At 64.6% G+C, this 19026-nt stretch carries 18 protein-coding genes; 8 read left to right on the forward strand and 10 right to left on the reverse strand.

Annotated features, from left to right (window positions below; all coding sequences use genetic code 11):
• Positions 1–25: 25 nt before the first annotated feature.
• The 3 genes from otnI to BOO71_RS10200 all read right to left on the reverse strand — a co-directional run bounded on the left by otnI (position 26) and on the right by BOO71_RS10200 (position 3836).
• Entirely contained in the window at positions 26–817 is a 792-nt protein-coding gene (gene otnI, locus BOO71_RS10190; protein ID WP_075831958.1) for a 2-oxo-tetronate isomerase, read from the reverse strand.
• Positions 818–918: 101 nt separating this feature from the next.
• A complete protein-coding gene (gcl, locus tag BOO71_RS10195) occupies positions 919–2694 on the reverse strand; it encodes a glyoxylate carboligase (protein ID WP_075831960.1) in 1776 nt (591 codons plus the stop codon).
• A 569-nt stretch (positions 2695–3263) separates the two neighbouring features.
• On the reverse strand, positions 3264–3836 hold the full coding sequence (locus BOO71_RS10200; protein WP_075831962.1) for a MarR family winged helix-turn-helix transcriptional regulator: 573 nt from the start codon (positions 3834–3836) through the stop codon (positions 3264–3266).
• Between the two features lie 217 nt (positions 3837–4053).
• On the opposite strand from BOO71_RS10200, the gene BOO71_RS10205 reads away from it, so the two are divergent.
• Positions 4054–4959, forward strand: a complete 906-nt coding sequence (locus BOO71_RS10205) for a glycerophosphodiester phosphodiesterase (RefSeq protein ID WP_075831964.1) — start codon at positions 4054–4056, stop codon at positions 4957–4959.
• Positions 4960–4990: 31 nt separating this feature from the next.
• Here BOO71_RS10205 and BOO71_RS10210 read toward each other — a convergent pair whose 3' ends face one another.
• On the reverse strand, positions 4991–6208 hold the full coding sequence (locus BOO71_RS10210) for an adenylosuccinate synthase (protein ID WP_075831966.1): 1218 nt from the start codon (positions 6206–6208) through the stop codon (positions 4991–4993).
• Positions 6209–6576: 368 nt separating this feature from the next.
• Entirely contained in the window at positions 6577–6996 is a 420-nt protein-coding gene (locus tag BOO71_RS10215) for a secondary thiamine-phosphate synthase enzyme YjbQ (protein WP_075831968.1), read from the reverse strand.
• 53 nt (positions 6997–7049) lie between these two features.
• Here BOO71_RS10215 and BOO71_RS10220 point away from each other — a divergent pair, with 53 nt between their 5' ends.
• Positions 7050–8318, forward strand: a complete 1269-nt coding sequence (locus BOO71_RS10220; RefSeq protein ID WP_075831970.1) for a hydroxyacid-oxoacid transhydrogenase — start codon at positions 7050–7052, stop codon at positions 8316–8318.
• 59 nt (positions 8319–8377) lie between these two features.
• Here the strand turns inward: BOO71_RS10220 and BOO71_RS10225 are convergent, their stop codons facing one another.
• The 3 genes from BOO71_RS10225 to BOO71_RS10235 are packed head-to-tail and all read right to left on the reverse strand — an operon-like array spanning position 8378 to position 9814.
• Entirely contained in the window at positions 8378–8722 is a 345-nt protein-coding gene (locus BOO71_RS10225) for a YraN family protein (protein WP_075831972.1), read from the reverse strand.
• 16 nt (positions 8723–8738) lie between these two features.
• The gene (locus BOO71_RS10230; protein ID WP_075831974.1) at positions 8739–9401 is read right to left on the reverse strand and encodes an HAD family hydrolase; all 663 of its coding nucleotides are present in this window, start codon (positions 9399–9401) and stop codon (positions 8739–8741) included.
• Positions 9398–9814 (reverse strand): putative dsRNA-binding protein, encoded by a 417-nt coding sequence (locus BOO71_RS10235; RefSeq protein ID WP_075831976.1) that lies wholly within the window; start codon positions 9812–9814, stop codon positions 9398–9400. The genes BOO71_RS10230 and BOO71_RS10235 overlap by 4 nt, the downstream gene beginning before the upstream one ends.
• 53 nt (positions 9815–9867) lie before the next feature.
• Here BOO71_RS10235 and BOO71_RS10240 point away from each other — a divergent pair, with 53 nt between their 5' ends.
• Both BOO71_RS10240 and BOO71_RS10245 read left to right on the forward strand, forming a co-directional pair.
• Positions 9868–10353, forward strand: a complete 486-nt coding sequence (locus BOO71_RS10240; RefSeq protein ID WP_075831978.1) for a hypothetical protein — start codon at positions 9868–9870, stop codon at positions 10351–10353.
• A gap of 91 nt (positions 10354–10444) precedes the next feature.
• On the forward strand, positions 10445–10660 hold the full coding sequence (locus tag BOO71_RS10245) for a PspC domain-containing protein (RefSeq protein ID WP_075831980.1): 216 nt from the start codon (positions 10445–10447) through the stop codon (positions 10658–10660).
• A gap of 62 nt (positions 10661–10722) precedes the next feature.
• Here the strand turns inward: BOO71_RS10245 and BOO71_RS10250 are convergent, their stop codons facing one another.
• Positions 10723–13131: an ATP-binding protein gene (locus BOO71_RS10250; protein ID WP_075831982.1), complete on the reverse strand. Its 2409-nt coding sequence runs from the start codon at positions 13129–13131 to the stop codon at positions 10723–10725.
• A gap of 203 nt (positions 13132–13334) precedes the next feature.
• A complete protein-coding gene (gene mnmA, locus BOO71_RS10255; protein WP_075831984.1) occupies positions 13335–14498 on the reverse strand; it encodes a tRNA 2-thiouridine(34) synthase MnmA in 1164 nt (387 codons plus the stop codon).
• A 130-nt stretch (positions 14499–14628) separates the two neighbouring features.
• Here mnmA and BOO71_RS10260 point away from each other — a divergent pair, with 130 nt between their 5' ends.
• From BOO71_RS10260 to BOO71_RS10280, 4 genes are all read left to right on the forward strand, one after another.
• Complete coding sequence (locus BOO71_RS10260; protein WP_075831986.1) at positions 14629–15006, forward strand: response regulator; 378 nt, start codon at positions 14629–14631, stop codon at positions 15004–15006.
• A gap of 63 nt (positions 15007–15069) precedes the next feature.
• The gene (locus BOO71_RS10265) at positions 15070–17448 is read left to right on the forward strand and encodes a transglycosylase domain-containing protein (RefSeq protein ID WP_075831987.1); all 2379 of its coding nucleotides are present in this window, start codon (positions 15070–15072) and stop codon (positions 17446–17448) included.
• 90 nt (positions 17449–17538) lie between these two features.
• Positions 17539–17946 (forward strand): penicillin-binding protein, encoded by a 408-nt coding sequence (locus tag BOO71_RS10270; RefSeq protein ID WP_439823023.1) that lies wholly within the window; start codon positions 17539–17541, stop codon positions 17944–17946.
• Positions 17947–18324: 378 nt separating this feature from the next.
• A complete protein-coding gene (locus tag BOO71_RS10280; RefSeq protein ID WP_075831993.1) occupies positions 18325–19008 on the forward strand; it encodes a cytochrome c biogenesis CcdA family protein in 684 nt (227 codons plus the stop codon).
• Positions 19009–19026 lie beyond the last annotated feature (18 nt).

Raw genomic sequence — 19026 nt, forward strand, 5'->3', positions numbered from 1 at the left:
TTTGAATTTAATTCAGGGATAGAGCTTAGGCGTTCTGCAATTCTTTCAGCCAGCCCAGAGTGTCTTCCGTCCGGCCCTCGGGGATGTATTCCAGGCCCACGTAGCCCTCGTAGCCCAGGCGGTCCAGCTCGGCCAGCAGGAAGGGGTAGTTGATTTCCCCGGTTCCTGGCTGGTGGCGGCCCGGCACGTCGGCCAGTTGGATGTGGGCGATGCGGTCCAGATTGGCGCGCACGGTCTCGGTCAGGCGGCCTTCCACGCGCTGCATGTGGTAGAAGTCATACTGCAATTTCACGTTGTCGCGCCCGACTTCGTCGATCAGATCAAGGGTGTTCTGCGTGCCGTACAGGTAAAAGCCCGGTACGTCGTAGGGGTTTAGCGGCTCGATGATCAGGGTCAGGCCCGCGTCGCCCAGCTTGTCGGCGGCGTACTGGAGGTTGCCCACGACTGTTTTGCGCGTGGTGGCCTCGTCGCCTTCAGCTTTCCCGACGAGAACGTTGACCAGCTTCGGCCCCTGCACGCCCTTATACAGCACGTCGGCGTAGGTCAGTGCCTTATCGACACCCGCGCGGAACTCGTCCTGACGACTGGGTTGAACGGCAATGCCACGGTCTCCGCCGGGCCAGTCGCCCGCAGGCAGGTTAAACAGCGCCTGCGTCTGCCCGTTCTGGTCCAGCTTCGCGCGCAATTCGGCAGCGTCGTAGGGATAGGGGAACATATATTCGATGAACTTGAACCCGGCCTTGCCCGCCGCGTCGAAGCGGTCAAGAAAGTCGTGTTCCTGAAACAACATGGTGAGGTTGGCAGCGTATTTAGGCATAAAACTCCTTCGGAGTGTGTCTAAGGGTCTGAGTGTCAAAGGGTCTAAGGAAAAAGAGTTCTTGCTTTTCTTGGACTCTCAGACCCTTGACCCTTAGACCTTTAGTCCAGCATCGCAATGGCTGTGGGCGCGTCCTGGCGGTTGTCGGCCAGTTCTTCAAACTCCACCACGTTGTCCAGCTCGGTGCCCATGCTGATGTTGGTCACGCGCTCCAGAATGACTTCCAGCACGACGGGAACCTGGAACTTCTGGGCCAGGGCCTTGGCCTCTTCCAGCCCTTCCTTGATCTTGTCGGGGTGCGTGACGCGGATGGCGCGGCAGCCCAGGCCCTCGGCGACGGCCACGTGATCCACGCCGTAGCCGTTCAGCTCGGGGGCGTTGATGTTGTCGAAGGCCAGTTGCACCTGAAAGTCCATCTCGAAGCCGCGCTGCGACTGGCGGATGAGGCCCAGGTAGCTGTTGTTGACCAGCACATGCACGTAAGGCAGCTTGAACTGCGCGCCCACGGCCAGTTCCTCGATCATGAACTGGAAGTCGTAATCGCCGCTCAGGGCCACCACGGTCTTGCTGCGGTCGGCGGCCACCACGCCCAGCGCGGCGGGCATCGTCCAGCCCAGCGGCCCGGCCTGCCCAGCGTTGATCCACTGGCGCGGCTGGTACACATGCAGGAACTGCGCGGCGGCGATCTGCGACAGGCCGATGGTGCTGACGTAGACGGTGTCGCGCCCGAAGGACTTGAGCATTTCCTCGTACACGCGCTGCGGCTTGATCGGAATGTTGTCGTAGTGCGTCTTGCGGAGCATGGTGCGCTTGCGCTCACGGCACTGCTCGGCCCACTCGCCGTAATCGGGAATCTTGCCCGCTTCCTTCCACTCCTGCGCCACTTCTACTAGCAACTTCAGCGCCGCGCCTGCATCAGAGACGATGCCGTAATCGGGGCCGAACACGCGCCCGATCTGGGTGGGTTCGATGTCGATGTGGACGAACTTGCGGCCCTCGGTGTACTTCTCGACGCTGCCGGTGTGGCGGTTGGCCCAGCGGTTGCCGATGCCGTACACGAAGTCCGAGGCCAGCACCGTGGCGTTGCCGTACATCTGCGAGGTCTGCAAACCTGCCATACCGGCCATCAGCGCGTGGTCATCAGGAATGGTGCCCCAGCCCATCAGCGTGGGAATCACGGGAATGCCGGTGATCTCGGCAAACTGCACCAATTCTGTGCTGGCGTCCGCGTTGATGATGCCGCCGCCCGCAACCAGGAGGGGACGCTCGGAGGCGAATAGCATTTCCAGCGACTTCTCGATCTGGGCGCGGGTCGCGGCGGGCTTGTAGGGGGTCAGCGGCTCGTAGGTGTCGATGTCGAACTCGATCTCGCCCATCTGCACGTCGAAGGGCAGGTCGATATGTACGGGGCCGGGGCGGCCCGAACGCATGATGTGGAAGGCCTGCTGGAAGACGTAGGGAACGAGGGCGGGTTCACGCACGGTCACGGCCCACTTGGTCACGGGCTTGGCGATGCTCTCGATGTCCACGGCCTGGAAGTCTTCTTTGTAGAGGCGGGCGCGCGGGGCCTGTCCGGTGATGCAGAGAATCGGCACGGAATCCGCGATGGCCGCGTACAGTCCGGTGATCATGTCAGTGCCTGCCGGGCCGCTGGTGCCGATGCACACGCCGATGTTGCCCGCTTTGGCGCGGGTGTAGCCGTCCGCCATGTGCGACGCGCCCTCGACGTGCCGCGCCAGAATATGCTCGATCCCGCCGAGCTTCTTCATCGCCGCGTACAGCGGGTTGATCGCTGCGCCGGGGACACCGAAGGAGATATTGACCCCTTCCTTCTTGAGGACTTCCACCGCCGCTTCAATTGCTCTCATCTTCGCCATACGCCTTGCCTCCTGTGTGCTTGTTGACCACAGGGTAAAACTTAGACGTCTATTTGTCAATCTATGGGAAAGAATTTCATGGTGTAAAAATAGAAAGAGGAGTTGGGGCTGAGAGCGGGGCTGCGGCAAAGTCAGTGATCTGGGGCGAACGGGCGGCGAGATGGAAGGCAAACCCCTCAGTCTGCTTCGCAGCCAGCTCCCCTCAAGGGGAGCCAAGAGTTGCAGTACATCTAGCCACGCAGAAAACCCTTGCCTCCCCTTGAGGGAAGGTGCCCCGAAGGGGCGGACTCGCAGAGCTGTGGAGCAGAGGGGTTAAGCGGGCAGGGCGTCCTCAAAACTTGTCGGTGTGGCGCTATTTGATACGGACTCCGATTGAATCGTTTGCAAAAACGATGAAATCCGAGCGGATGCGAGAAGGAGAAGGACGGGTTCCGGGCGTGGAGTTAGCGAACCGGAGCTTTCCCGGTTTGTTAACGAAACAGACGGAATCCGTATGAGTTGCCCTGCCAACAAAAAAACGGCCCCGGTCTTATCCGCAGGGCCGTATCTTGTTCCGCAATATCTGCCCGTCAGGTGCTGACTGCCGTTTCTTCCGCCGCGCCCACTTCCAGATGTTCCACCAGTTTCATGGCGATTCCAGTCAGGACGCTCAGCTCCTCGCTGGTCAGCACGCTCAGGGCCTGCTGCTCGCGCTCGATGTGCTGGGGCAGAAGCCTCTCCACGAGTTCGCGTCCCTGTGGGGTCAGGCGGACCAGGGCCGAGCGGCGGTCCTTCTCGCTGACCATCCGCTCCACCAGCCCCTTGTCCAGCAGCCGCGTAACCCGGTTGGTCATGGACGGCCCGGAAATGGCGGTCAGATCGCTCAGCTCGGTGTGCGTCAGCCCCTGCGGCGGCGCGGAACGCAGCAGCGTGAGCAGCAGATCCCAGTTGGAGGAATTGATGCCTTCCTCGCTGTACGTCTGCTCGATATGCCGCGCGAAGGCGCTGCCCAGACGGTCCAGCAACAGCCCGGTCAACATGGGCGAGGCGTCCAGCTCTGGCCGCACGCGCTGCCAGTCCTGTTCGATCCGGTTAAGCAAGTTCGCCGTGTCCTTCGACAGGGAAAGGGGCGCGTCCCGCCCGTCGCTGGCTGCCGGGGTCATAGCGCATGGTTCCGGGAATCGGACGTGGAATGAGGGTCCATAGGGTGAAAATTGTAACCGCTGGATCACCCTCACGGCGGACGCTCCGCTTTTTCACCCCTGGAGACCCACTGAATGCCCACCTGACTGCCGCGTTACAGACGGAATCCGTAGGGCACGCGGCCTCTTTTCGGTCCCAGCTTAGCGGGATGCACCTACAGCCCCTTAAAATAGGGGCATGAAAAAACGTGGCTGGGCAGGAGCAGGCTTGCTGACACTGGGGCTGCTGGGCGGACTTGGGGCGTGCAGCAGCGGCCCAGCCCAGACTGAAGGGGCGCAGCCAAATCCCCTGATCACCGGGCGTGTCTGGAACGTGGCCCATCAGGGCGGCGAGCTGCTGTGGCCCAGCAACACCATGCTGGCCTTTCGTAACTCCGCCGCGCTGGGCGTGGACATGCTGGACACCGACATGCACGCCACGAAGGACGGCGTGCTGGTGCTGTCGCACGACGACACCCTGGACCGTTTGACCAACCTGAAGGGCAAGATCGAGGACATGACGCTTGAGCAGGTTCAGGCGGCGGACGCGGGTTACACCCTCTCGCCCGACGGCGGCCAGACCTTTCCCTTCCGGGGTCAGGGCGTGCGCGTTGCCACCCTGTCCGAGATGCTGAGCGAGTTTCCGAAGATGCCGCTCTCCATCGAGATCAAGCAGGTCAAGCCCAGTCTGGGCACACCCTTCTGCAAGGCGCTGCGGGACGCCGGGGCCACCTCGCGCGTGGTGGTGTCCAGCTTCAGCGACGTGGCGATGGGCGATTTCCGCGCCGCCTGCCCCGAAGTGCTGACCAGCATGACCGAGAAGGAACTGCGTCCGCTGGTGCTGCTGAGCAAGGTGGGCCTGAGCGGGCTGGCCCCGGTGCCCGGTAAATCAGCGCAGGTGCCGATGACGGGCGGCGGCCTCACGGTGGTCACGCCGTCCTTCGTGAACGCCATGCACCGCCGGGGCGTGTCCGTGCAGGTATGGACCATCAATGACGAGGCCACCATGCGCCGCCTGATCGGGATGGGCGTGGACGGCATTCTGACCGACGATCCAGTCTTGCTGAAGCGGGTGCTGGAGGAAGAAAAAGGGGCCGAGAAGTAATCTCCCGGCCCCCCTCTGTTCACAACCCGGTCTAGCCCCAGGTCACGGCTCCATACGTCTGCTCGCGGGCGGGACCGCAGGAGAAGATCACGACGGGGCAATTCACCGTTTCCTCGATCAGGTCAAGGTAGGCCTGCGCCTCTTTCGGCAACGTGTCGCGGCTGTCTGCGCCGTCGGTGGTGGCCCAGCCGGGCATATTTTTATACACGGGCTGACCGTCCGCGTCGTAGGCCGTGCAGACGGGAATGTTGTCCAGACCCGCCAGAATGTCCATCTTGTTGATGACCAGACCGTCCAGACCGTTCACGTCCACGGCGTATTTCAGCAGGGCCAGATCCAGCCAGCCCACACGGCGGGGACGTCCGGTGGTGGTGCCGTACTCGTCCCAGGGCTGGCTGCCGTCGCCGCGCAGGCGAAGGACTCCGGCATCGTCCAAGACTTCGGTGACGAAGGGGCCGTGTCCGACGCGGGTGTTGAACGCCTTGGCGACGCCGTAGACCTTGTTCAGCGCCTTGTGGTTCACGCCCGCGCCTACCAGAATGCCGCCCACGGTGGGGTGGCTGCTGGTCACGAAAGGGTAGGTGCCGTAATTCAGGTCCAGCAGCGTGGCCTGTGCGCCCTCAAACAGCACGTTGCGCCCGTCCACGATGGCCTGCCGGAGTTGTGCCCCAGTGTCCTGCACGAAGGGCAGCAGCGCCTCGCGGGTGGGGGCCAGGGCGTCCAACGCCACCTCTACCGAAGTCCAGCCCGCGTCACGGGTGCTGTTGGGCTTGGCCTCCAGCAGCCGCTCCAGGCGTTCGCGTAGCACCCCTTCGTCGGCCAGATCGCCAAAGCGCAGGCCCACGCGCCGGGCACGGTCCGCGTAGGCTGGGCCAATGCCGCGCCCGGTGGTGCCGACGAAATCCTTGCGCCCATCCACGTATTTGTGGTGAGGCAAGACCAGATGGGCGCGGTCACTGATCCGCAGTTCCGGGTCGATGCCCGCGTTCATCAGGTTGCGGCGTTCTTCCAGAAACTTGTCGGCGTCGATGACCATGCCGTCACCCAGGATGCTGACCGCGCCGGGATGCAGCACCCCGCTGGGCAGCAGATTGAGCTTGAAGGTCTGCCCCTTGGCGGTCACCGTATGCCCGGCATTCGCGCCGCCCTGAAAGCGCACCACGAATTCCGCCTGTGGGGCCAGGAAATCGGTGATCTTTCCCTTGCCCTCGTCGCCCCACTGCGCCCCTAAAATTGCAATTCCAGGCATCTCAGCCCCTCGGCCATGCGCGCAGACTTGCTTCCCTTTGCCTGCAACTGAACCCGGATACGGAGTCAGGCGGCAAAAAAAAACACGGCGCACGGCACCGTAATTCAGCTTAACGGATGGGGGCGAGGGTGGGGTGAGGTTGTGTAGGGGTAGGTTGACTGGTCGTGTTCTGGGCGGGTTGATTGCGGTTTGACCCCTCAGTCTGCTTCGCAGCCAGCTCCCTTTAAGGGGAGCCAGGAGGCGCAGTGCATCTAGCCACGCCAGAATCTCCTTGCCTTCCTTTTGAGGGGAGGTGCCCCGAAGGGGCGGACTCGCAGAGCTGCGAAGCAGAGGGGTTAAACCGCAGACGGCCACCCAGACAACTGTTTCTACTCTCCCATCAGCGTCAGCACCAGCCGCCGCGCGCCGCCGCTGTTTCGGTGTTCGCACAGGTAGACGCCCTGCCACGTTCCCAGCGCCAGCCGCCCGTCCCGCACAGGCAGGCTCAGGCCCGCGCCCAGCACGCTGGCCTTGATGTGCGCGGCCATATCGTCGTCGCCCTCCAGAGTATGTTCAAAATCGGCCCAGCCGTCGGGAACGGCGTGGTTGAAGTAGCGCTCAAAGTCGCGCCGCACGTCGGGGCTGGCGTTCTCGCTGACGGTCAGGCTGGCGGAGGTGTGCTGGATGAAGACATGCAGCAGGCCCACCCGAATCCCGGCGAGTTCGGGCAGGGCCGAGACCACCTCACGCGTGATCAGGTGAAAGCCGCGCGGGTGGGGCTTGAGGGTCAGGTCACGCTGGTGCCACATGGCTCCCAGGGTACGGCCCAGTTGCTACAGTCAGGCCCATCAGGGGGCAAACCATGAATGACGAACGGGAGAGAATTTTTACCGTCGAGGCCACGCCAGTCAAGTTCGGGCCGGGCGCGGCGCTGGAAACGGGCTGGGAGTTGCGGCGGCTGGGAGCGCGGCGTGTGTTTTTTGTGGTGGACCCCGAAGTGCTGAGGCTGGGGCTGGCCGAAGCCGTGCTGAACAGCATCCGCGCCGAGGGAATAGAAGTCACCCTCTATTCGGACGTGGAGACCGAACCGACGCTGGCCTCCTTCGAGCGGGCAGTGGCGGCGGCGCGGGCGGCGGATGCCGACGCCTTTGCTGCGCTGGGCGGAGGCAGCGCCATCGACACGGCGAAAGTGGCGAATCTGGTGATCTCGGACGGCGGCGGAATCATGGAATACGTGAACGCGCCCGTGGGCGGGGGCCGTCAGCCTGCCGGGCCGCTGCGCCCTCTCCTCGCCATCCCTACCACGCCCGGCAGCGGTTCGGAAGCCACCACCGTCGCCATCCTCGACTTGCCCGAACTGAAGATCAAGACCGGCATCAGCCACCGCAGCATGCGGCCCACGCAGGCCATCGTGGACCCGGAATTGACCCGCAGTGCGCCGTCTGCCGTGATCGCCTCGGCGGGGCTGGATGTGGTGTGTCACGCCGCCGAGAGTTTCCTGAGCCGTCCGTACACCAGCCGCCCGCGTCCCGCCACGCCCGGAGAGCGTCCGCCCTATCAGGGCAGCAACCCGGTGGCCGACCTGTGGTCCGCTCAGGCCATCCGCAACGGCGGTCAATATCTGCGCCGCGCCGTGCAGGACGCCGAGGACAGCGAGGCCAGGGGAGCCATGATGCTCAGCGCCACGATGGCGGGCGTGGGCTTTGGCTCGGCGGGGGTGCATATTCCACACGCCTGCGCCTACCCGATTGCGGGCCTCAAGCACGAGTACCGTCACCCCGGCTATCCCGGCGACAAGAACTTCGTGCCGCACGGCTTCAGCGTGATCGTCACCGCGCCCGCCGCCTTCCGTTTTACCTTTGACAGCGATCCGGCGCGCCACATCCAGGCGGCCTCCATGCTGACCGGGCAAACGTATGAACCGGATGACCGGAACGCCCTGCCCGACGCACTGCTCTCGCTGATGCGTGACATTCAGGCCCCACTCGGCGTGCGCACCTTCGGCTACGACGAATCTGATATTCCCGCACTGGTGGACGGAGCGCTCAAGCAGCAGCGGCTGCTGAACGTCGCCCCCCGCACGCCCACGGCGGACGATCTGGCGCGAATTTTCACGGAGTCGATGGGCTAGGGGCCGGGGCGCGGTTTGAGCTTTTCCCGAACCCTACAAGCCACAGCCCACAACCCAATTCATCCCTCCACGTCCAGCAACTGAATTTCCCCCGTTTGCGCCGGACCGTCGATGGTCAGCACTTCCAGACGGCAGGGCAGATCGTCGCGGCCCAGTTCGCGGGTCAGGTATTCCAGCGCGGCGCGGTGCATCAGCGCCAGCTTGCGCGGCGTGACGCTCTCGGCAGCGCTGCCGTAGCGGGTCTGGCGACGCTGGCGGACCTCGGTAAAAATAAGAGTTGCATCCGAATCGCGGGAAACGATGTCGATCTCACCGCCGGGAATGCGGTAATTGCGGGCCAGAACCTCGCGGCCCAGGCCCAGCAGGTGGGCAGCGGCGCGGTCCTCGGCGTCTGCGCCTTTCAAGAGCGGAGAACTGGCTCTAACTCAGCCATGCGGCCCACCCCGTAAAGTCCGCCACTGCCAACTCTGCACCCGCCTCCAGCAATACTTTCTCGGAAGAGGTGGTGGTCAGGGCCACGACACGGCAGCCTGCCCCGGCAGCGCTTTTGACCCCATTCACGGCGTCTTCGTGGGCCAGGCAGTCGGCGGCGTTCAGGCCCAACCGCTGTGCGCCCAGCAGGAACGGCTCCGGGTGGGGTTTGCCACGCGTCACGTCCTCGCCCAGCACGCGCGTCCCGAAGCGTTCGCCCAGGCCCAGCGCCTTCATGCCGAATTCCACGTTCACGCGGTCTGCGCTGGTGACCAGACTGTAGGGAATGCCGCGCGCCGCCAGCACGTCCAGGTAGGCGCTGAGGCCCGCGACTTCCTGCATTTTTCCAAATGCCAGATCGCGGTAACGTCCCTCCTTGGCCTCGTGGAAGCGGGAGATCAGTTCGGCGTCCGGGTACTTTCCGGTCAGGCGCTCAATGATTTCCGGGTTGCGTCCGCCGTCCACTTTTGTGTCCAGATCGTGTTCGCTGAGGTTGAGGCCCAGCACCTCGGCGGCCACCTCCTGCCACGCCTGACGGTGAAAGGCGTTGTTGGCGGTCAGTACGCCGTCCATGTCGAACAGCACGCCCGCCGGACGCCACGGCCAGCTCATCCTTCCTGCTCTGGGCCGTGGCCCAGTTCGCCCAGCAGATCACGGTACAGGCGGGCGGCGTCGGCGCGCACCTCGTCCAGTGTGGCGTCGTCGTGCGAGAGTTCCAGGGCCGTTTCCAGCGCGGCTTCCAGCACGCCGGAATAGATCGGCCAGCGGGCGGGAGCTTCTGTCTCGTCTTCAGGCAATTCCGCTTCGCTGACGCCGTCCAGCGCCCGCATGGCCGATTCCGCCGCCAATCGCTCGGCGTCCTTCTTGCTGCGGCCCTCGCCGCCCACGCCCAGTACACGCCCGCTGGCAATCACCTGTACCCGGAACAGACGCTCATGCGCCGGGCCGTGCGACACCGCCTCGAAGATCGGCGCACCCTGCCCCTGTCCCACCAGCCGCGCGATCAGTTCACCCTTGGCATTCATGGCCCCAGACTAGGGCATAGCGTCTGACAGGGTGGGGCGCGTTAGCCTGGGCCATGCGTCCACTGTTGCCCCTGCTGCTCGTGACCTGTTGTGGCTGGGCAGGAGGTCTGGCCCAGTCGCCCGCACCGCTGCCGCCCAGCCCCATTCAGCCGGGCCAGGTCTGGACCCTGAGCGGCACGACGGCGGAAGGTGAGCTGTTCCAGACCACATTGCGCCTGAGCGTCCAGCCGCCCGCAGGGACGCCTGCCACCTACCGCGCGGACCGGGGCGTGCTGCTGCTGGATCAGAAAAATTCCTCGCTGATTGCCCTGGACTTTGCCGACGCCCAGGACGGCGGACTGGCACTGGCCTGCGCGTATATCGGCCCCCTGCAAGGAAAGGTATTTAAGGGTGTGCTGGCCGCCGCCCCACTGGACAATCTGCCGCCCTTGCTGGAGGCGGCCCTGGCCATCTTCAAGGTGGCCACAACCCCCGCAGACCGCGCCGAGGCCAGCGCCGAGTTGAAGCTGGGACACTGCACGCTGAGCCTGGAGCCGTGAACCACAATTTTAGATTCACAACTTTGGATGGAGAAAAACCGTCCACCAAAAGGCTGTTTCGCACAGTTCACGCTGAGGGCAGACTGCGGGCATGGAAAAGAAACTGATTCGCGACATGGACAGGAAAGTTCTCGGCGGCGTGGTGGCGGGCCTGCAACGCCTCTACGCTCCGCAGGTGGACCTGATGCTGTTGCGGGTGGCGGCAGCGGTGGTGGCCGTCTGTATTCCCCCGGTGACCCTGGCCTACGCGGCGCTGTGGATCATCGCGCCGCGTTCGGACCAGCGGCAGCTTCAGCCTGCGGCGTAGTGGAGAGGCAGAACGCCACCGGGAGAGGACTGTCCGGCGGCGTTCTGTTCTGGCGTGCGCTCTTACCCCTCCGCCCCTGCCCAGGCCGCCCGCAACGCCCCGTTCTCGGAGACAAAAGGGAGCCACGCCAGCGCGATCAGCAGAATGCTGACATCTGCCGCTTTGGCGCGGATTTCCACGCGTTCCAGTTCCCCACCTGAGATTCCGCTCAGCGCGTCCACCTCGGCCTGAACCTGGTTTTGCAGGTCCTGCATCTGCTGTGAAACCTGCGCCCATTCCGCCTGTGCGGCCTGCACGTCCTGCCCCTCGCGCATGGAGCGGCCCACGCCGGAGACGCCGCTACGGAGGGCTGTGGTTCTGCGTCCGCCGCCAAATAATGCACCCAGCACGCCCACGCCCACATTCATGGCGGTCTGAAGCTGCGCCTGTTGGGCCTGTGCCTGTTGCTGTCCCACCTTCATCTGCGCGCGTTCCAGCCGGGTTTGCAGGGTGGCAACCTTCGAGGCGTACTTGGCCCGCAACTTCTGCACCGCCGCATCCCGCGCCTCGCGTCCGGCGTGGCTGGCCCGTGCGCGGAAATCGCCCTCGGACTCGCCGGGAGAACTCATCACGCCGCTGGACGGGTCCTGCCACAGCGTCAGCGGCTTGCTGGCGGCCACGTATTTGGCAGCCTCCTTGCTCCATTTCGGATAGTTCTTGGCGTCCAGCAGTGGCGCGGGAACCTCGGCAAAGCTCGCGCCGTCGTTTGCAGACTTCTCCAGCGTGGCCGGGTTCACGGGCAGCTCCGCCGCATCCGCCCAGTTCACGGCAATCGGTCCGTCACCCGCTTCCAGCGCCAGCGGCAGCGTGCCGCTCACGTCCACCCGCGCTTTCAGGTTGCTGTAACGCACATTCGCCACCGCCAGCAGGTGCGGGTGGTAGGTCACGCCCGTCTCGGTGGTGGGAATATAGACCTCGGTGACGCCGGGGGGGAGGAGTGGCTTTGCCGCCGTAGATGGTTGAAGGTTGATGGTTGATGGAGGGGGCGCTGTTTTTCCATCGACCATCAACTGTCCACCATCAACCTTCCCCTGCGCCAGCTTCCGTATCTGACTCCCGGTGATCGGCCCCGCCAGATAACTCATGGTCCAGCGCGTCGTGAACAGCGTGGGGCGGGCGTCGTGGACGTTGTGCATCAGAAAGACACGTTTGCCCAGGCCCGACAGCAGTTTGTCCAACTCGGCCTTGCTCATGGCTTCCTGCCCGGCGGACGCGCCCTGCAACGCCTCCAGCACGCGGGCCTTGTCGTTGTCGGTCTGGAGGCGGCCAATCATCCACGTTCCGGTGTTGCTCAGGCCCTTGTAATCCAGATCGACGGGATTTTGCGTCGCCAGCGTCACGCCCAGGCCAAAAGCGCGGGCCTGCTTGAGCAGCGTCAGCATCGGAGGCTTGCTGGGCGGGTTGCCGTTTGGCGGAAAGAATCCAGCGATTTCATCCATGTACAGCAGCGCCCGCAGAGAACTCGTCCCGGACTGCGTCCTCATCCAGCCCAGCACGGCATTCAGCAACATACTCACAAAAAACATCCGCTCGGAGTCGTTCAGGTGCGCGATGTTCATGATCGAGACGCGCGGCTTGCCCTCCGGCGTGAACAGGAAACGGCCCACGTCCAGCGGTTCGCCCTGCGTCCAGACCGCGAAGCCCGGCGAGGCCAGCAGGTTGTTCAGGCTCATGGCGAGGTCAAAGCGGTCCTTGGGCGGGTAAAAGGCGTCCACGCCCATCACCCCGATCTGCGTGAACGGCGGCGTCTGGATTCCGGCGATCATTCCCGCCATGTCCATCGTGCGGCCCTCGCCCCAGGCGTGCGATAGCAACGTGGACAGCAGCACATGCTCGCGCGAACGCAGCGGATCGGCGTCGATGCCCAGCAATCCCAGCAGGCCACTCACGGTGCCCCCGATGCGCTCGCGCAGGGCGTCGGCGTCGTCCATGATCTCCGGCGGCGGAGCGTCAAACCCTTTCAGCACGCTGATCGGGCGGCCCGCGCTGCTGCCGGGGGTGTAGACCGCGAAATCGACCTTTTCCTTGAGGGTGCGGATGCGTTCGCCGCTCTGGCCCCAGTCGGCCAGCCCCTTTTGCCACATGGCCGCCTTCTGCGCGGCCAGTTCATCAGGGGTGATGCCGCCGCGCGTAGCCTCGGATTCATCCACCCACGGACGGAAATCGGCGGGCGCGAGGTCCGGGAATGTCAGCAGCAGGTTCGCCAGATCGCCCTTGGGATCGACGGCCAGCACCGGAATGCCGTCCATCGCCGCTTCCTCGATCAGCCCCAGCCCCAGCCCGGTCTTGCCGCTCCCGGTCATGCCGATGATGACGGCGTGGGTGGTCAGATCGGCGCTGTCGTACAGCAGCAATTCATCGGTGACTGCCGCTGTTCCGCCGTCCACTGCCTTGCCGAGGTAAAACGCGCCGAGCTTCTCGTAATCGGACATGCGGTCAGCATACGAGCATTTTTCAGGCGCGCGGCGATCAGACCGTCGGGGACTACCAGCAGGCCCTTACACGGATTCCGTCTATTTCGCGCAGAAATCGGGACAGCGCCGATTCCTGCACTCCATGCCCGGAACCCGTTTTCTTCCCACTCACTCCGTTCGGATTTCTAGGTGTTTCTCACACCTTTCAATCGGAGTCCGTACTAAACGTTGACCAGCGTTGCCGGTGAATCGGACACTTCTGGCAGGTCCCGCTTGTGGTCGTTGATCAAGCCGCCGCCCAGCAGGCGTGGACCGTCATACAGCACAGCGCTCTGGCCGGGGGCGACGGCAAACTGGGGATCGTCGAACTGGAGTTCAAAGCCGTGTTCGTCGGCGTGCAGCACCGTGGCGCGCACGGGCTTCGTGCGGTAGCGCACCTGCACGTCCACCACGCGCGGCAGATCGGCCAGATCGCACAGGTAATTCGCGCCGGACACCTTCAGGCCGCCCCACAGGCAATCGTCGTAATCGCCTACCCAGACGGTGTTGGTCTTCGGGTCCAGATGGACGATGTGACGGACCCTGTGCGACTGGTACAGGCCCATGCCGCGCTTCTGGCCCAGGGTGTAGAACTGCGTGCCCAGATGATCGCCCACGACTTCGCCGTTGCTGATCTCGCGGATAAATCCCGTCGCCTGGGGCAGATGCTCGGCCACGAAGTCCTGCACCTTCCCCGGTACGAAGCAGATGTTCTGGCTCTCGGGCTTGCGGGCGGTCAGCAGGCCGCGCTCCTCGGCGATCTCGCGCACGCGGGGCTTCTCCAGCTCGCCCACCGGAAACAGGATGTACGGCAGGGCGTCTCTGGGCGTGCCCCACAGAAAGTAGGTCTGGTCCTTCTGCGGATCGTCGCCGCGCCAGAACTCCACACCTCCGTCTGCCGTATCCACGCGCTTGACGTAATGCCCGGTGGCCACGTAACGGCAGCCCAGCATCTTGGCCTTCTTCACCAGTTCGTCGAACTTGACCTTGGTGTTGCAGTTCACGCAGGGATTGGGCGTGCGGCCCTGCGCGTATTCCTCGATAAACGGGCCGACGATGTGGCGCTGGAACTGCTCGCGGTAGTCCAGCAGGTAAAACGGGATGCCCACCTGCTCGGCCACGCGGCGGGCCTCGTAGGCGGCGTCGGGCGAGCAGCAACTGTCGAAGGTATCCGTGCGTTTGTCGTCGGGCCAGAAGCGCATCATCGCGCCCACCACGCTGTACCCGGCGTCTTTCAGCAGGGCCGCCGTCACGCTGCTGTCCACGCCGCCGGACATGGCGCACAGCACGCGCTCGCCGCCAGAGGGCGTGGTGGGCAGGAGGGGAGCTGTCATCGGAGCCGTCATAGCAATCACGGACATTATCAGTCTGGCTCCACCATGCGCGGTGAGGAGGGCGGCAATTGCCAGGATCAGGCGGGTCAAAAGCCGCCCGGTCCCCTTTTTTTCATGTGACCTGCACTATCATGTTTGGCATATGCCGTATACGATCCTCGTCGCCGACGATGAGCCAGCCATCCGCACCATGCTGGAAGTCATTCTGTCCGCCGATGGACACGAGATCGTGGCGGTGCCCGACGGCAAGGCGGCGCTGGATTACCTGCGGGACCACACCCCCGACGCCATGTTGCTGGACATCAAGATGCCGCACATGGACGGCTTTGAAATCTGCTCGCGCGTCAAGCGTGTCAAGCGGCTGCGCGACACCCCCGTGCTGCTGCTGACCGGCTTCGACGATGATCAGACGCGCGACCACGCCAAGCTGGTGGGCGCGGACGACATCGTCTATAAACCGCTGTCCGGCAAGAACCTGCGCGGACGCATCAACCAGCTCGTCGCGGCCCGCCGCCCCTGACGGCCCCCAGCTCTTTTTCCACGGGCTGCTTTGCCACAGGCCGTTTTTCCACGAGGTGCGCCCATGATCTTTTTCGTCCGTTTCCTGAAGTTCCTGACCTCCTTCCTCATCGCTGCGCTGATCGCCGGGACGGGCGTGGCGGCCACTTACGGCCTGAAATGGTGGCGTGAGCTGCCCGATTACCGCCAACTGGACACCCTCTCGCTGGGCGCGGAAACCAAGGTCTTTGCCCGCGACAACACGCCGCTGGGCACGCTGATTCCCAAGATTGGCGAGCAGGCCATCAGCCGCACGCTGGTCAATCTGGATGAGATCAGCCCCTTCATGGTGGCGGCGCTGGTCAGCAACGAGGACCGGCGCTTCTTCGAGCATTACGGCATCGATCCCTATGGCCTGGGGCGGCAGGTGCAGCGGCTGGCGGCAGGGGAGAGCGTGCAGGGCGGCAGCACCCTGACCAACCAACTGATCAAGAACACCCTGCTGCTGGACGAGTACAACCAGGCCCGCACCCCGGACCGCAAGATCAAGGAATGGCTGCTGAGCGTGCAGGTCGAGCGCAGTTTTACCAAGGCCGAGATTCTCCAGAACTATCTGAACACCATCTACTGGGGAGACGGCGGCCCCGTCGAGCTGTACGGCATCTACTCGGCGGCCCAGGCGTACTTCCGCACCACGCCAGGCAACCTGACGCTGGCCCAGAGCGCCTACCTGACGGTGCTGGTGCCCAGCGCGGGCCGCTACTTCGATTACAAGGCCATGCGCCCCCTGATGAAAACCCTGCTGGGCCGCATGGTGGAAGACAAATGGATCGCCCAGACCCAGATGGACGCGGCCCTCAAGGAAGACCTGCAACCGCGCGGCTGGAAGGTGCTGTACGACAAGAAGGGCAACATCACCAGCGCCAAACTGGTGGACCGCACGCAGAAAGAGCTGAAGGCCGTGACCACCGTGCGTTACCCGCAGTTCATGGGACAGGTCGAGCAGGAGCTGGTGCGCCGCTTCGGGCGTGAGAAGGTCTACGGCAGCGGCGGCCTGCGCGTGTACACCACTGTCGATCCCCGCATTCAGGCCGCCGTGGAAACTGCCAGCAAGGAGGCCACCGGCCTGCCCCCCGGCGCGACGCTGGGGGCCACCATCCTCGACCCCTTTACGGGCGAGGTGCTGGGCATGATCGGGCAGAAGCTGTACGGGGACGCGCCGCCTGACGCCTGGAACAACGCCGCGCAGGGCCAGCGGCAGATCGGCTCCACCATCAAGCCACTGCTGTACACCACTGCGCTGTCCACTGGACTGACCCAGGACCACCGCGAGGACGACAAGCCGATCACCTTCCCCTGCGCCACTTGCAAGAACGGTGTCTACGCGCCCCAGAACTTCGAGAGCCAGACCAGTTACCGCAGCATGACCATCCGTGAGGCGCTGGACCGTTCGCTGAACCTGGTCACGGTGCGACTGGCAGACCGGATCGGGTTGCAGACCTTTTTCGGCAAGCTGCGGCAACTGGGCATTCCGCCCAACGACGGCACCGGGCTGGCGGCGGCGCTGGGCGCGGTGGAGACCACCCCGGTCAAGATGGCGGCGGCCTACGCGCCCTTCGCCAACGGTGGGCTGTACCGCGCGCCCCGCTACCTGACGCGGGTGACCACGGCGCGCGGCGAGGTGCTGTACGACGACACCCTGAATCCGGTCAAGCCGGTGCGGGTGTGGACGCCGCAGATCGCGTGGCTGGGCCTGGACATGATCAAGGGCGTGGTCAACGATCTGAACGAGGCGCAGGGCGGCCTGTCCTGGGGAGCCAAGTTCGGCGACTGGCCGGTGGCGGGCAAGACGGGCACATCCAACGGCCCCAAGGACTTCTGGTTCGTGGGCACCACGCCGCTGTATACCGGGGCCGTGTGGGTGGGCAAGCAGCAGGGCGGCGACATGCCTATCAATTACTACTCTGGCTATGTCAACGCCCCGATCTGGCGGCGCATGATGGAACTGGCGCACAAGGGCCAGACCGTGCGCGCCTTCAGCGAACCCCCCGGTATCCAGTACGTGGACGCCCCGGACCCCGGATACCTGCCCAATGTCAAGCTGGCCGTGCTGGACCCCAATTACCGCGACGCCGCCGACACGGCCCTGCAAAACGACACCCCGCCGCCCCCGGTCAAATACACCGAATCCCGTTATACGGCGGCGTACAACGATCCCAACACGGTGTTGATCGATGTGGACCGCACCACCAACCAGCAGGCCACCGAGTTCACCCCGCCGGAAAACATCGTGCAGCGCCGCGTGTACATCGAGCAGTTGCCCGCCTATGCCCCGGATGACAGCCCCGCCCCGCTGACCGATGAGAAGGCCGATCCCGCTGCCGTGAAATCGGTGAAGAACCAGAGCGCCGTGCCGCAGATTCCAGCCCCCAAAGAAACGGCACCCAAGCCAGCCGCCCCCTGACTTGCTGGCTGCCTGAACCGGGTTGCCTCCCAAGCCGTCCTCACCGCCCCGTCATGCAAATGAACGGGGCGGCGCGGCATGATGCTGGGCATGAGCCACCGACATGCCCCCCTGCTGACGCTGCTTCTCGCGCTGGGGACGGTGCCCACCCTGAGCAGCGCCGACGCCCGCGTGCGCCTGGGCGACACCCTGCCCGCCCACCCCTGGCAGACCAGCGCCAATGCAGATGGCCGCGAGGTGGTGGTGGTCTACAGCCACGACTGCGGCGATCTGGGGGCGCTATGGCAGGCCGTGCTGGACAGCGATCTGCCTGTACGCGCCGTGAACGCGGAGGGCACGCCCTCGCCCGCCCCGGCTGGCGTCAATCCCTGGCGCGGTGACGGGGCCACCGCCTTCGCCCGCGCCTTGAAAGTGAGCGCCTATCCCACCGTGTTGCTGGTGCAGGGGGACCGGATTCTGAACGCCTGGGAAGGGGATTTCACGGGGAAGTTGGAGTAGATGGGCGTGCCTGAGAGCGAGCAGGCTACCGGAAAGCAAACGCGGGAAAAGTTGAACGAGGGCGAATTTCAATCTGCCACGTCAGACGCTGAACTGGGACGCGCCTATACGGAGGCTACGGAGGAGATGAGAGCTGATCCGCTGTTTGACGCTAGCCCCAACGACGGTTTGTCGCTCAGCACTGAAAAGGATTGGTAAGTCTGCCGCCGCGCGTCTGCGCCGCAGCCTGGGCCACCTTCCCGCCGATTTAATGACGGCGCTGGAAGGACGGTTGAGAGAGCATCTGGGGATGATCTGATGGCGTTGTTTCATCTGTTCCCACCTCCCAAAAGGACGCCCGCCCCGGTTCCCATTCTCCGCAGCCGCTAGACTCCCCGCATGTCCCTCCCCACTGGCTCCCCCACCCTCACGGTGGCGTTTCTGGCGGGGCTGATCTCGTTTCTCAGCCCCTGCGTGCTGCCACTGGTGCCCAGTTACCTGGGCGTGATCGGCGGGGCAAAGGTGCCCTTGCTGCGGGCGCTGGGCTTCATCGCGGGTTTCGGGCTGGTGTTTATTGCGCTGGGAGCCACGGCCAGCAGCCTGGGCGCGCTGATCGCCCCGCACAAGTTCCTGCTGGGCCAGATCGCGGCGGTGCTGATCATCTTCTTTGGGCTGGTGATGCTGGGCGTGATCCGCCTTCCCTTCCTCATGCGAGACACCCGCGCCCTGGCCGATGCCGGGGGCTACGGCCCAGTGGCGCTGGGCGCAGCGTTTGCTTTCGGCTGGAGTCCCTGCCTGGGGCCAGCGCTGGGCAGCATCCTGGGTCTGGCGGCCAGCAGCGCCAGCCTCAGCAGTGGCGTGCTGCTTCTCAGCGCCTACACGCTGGGTCTGGCCGTGCCGTTCCTGCTGGCCGCGTTACTTTGGGACCGGTTTAACCTGCGCCGCCTGAACCGCTACGCCGGAATCTTCGAGAAGGTGGGCGGCGGCATCCTGGTCCTGGTGGGTGTGCTGATGCTGACCGGGCAATTCACGCGTCTGGCAACATTCTTTTACGAGGTGACGCCCGCGTGGCTGAGGGTCTAAATGAGGGTGCGGGAAGTA

The sequence above is a fragment of the Deinococcus marmoris genome, from assembly GCF_001949125.1.
Classification (GTDB): domain Bacteria; phylum Deinococcota; class Deinococci; order Deinococcales; family Deinococcaceae; genus Deinococcus; species Deinococcus marmoris_A.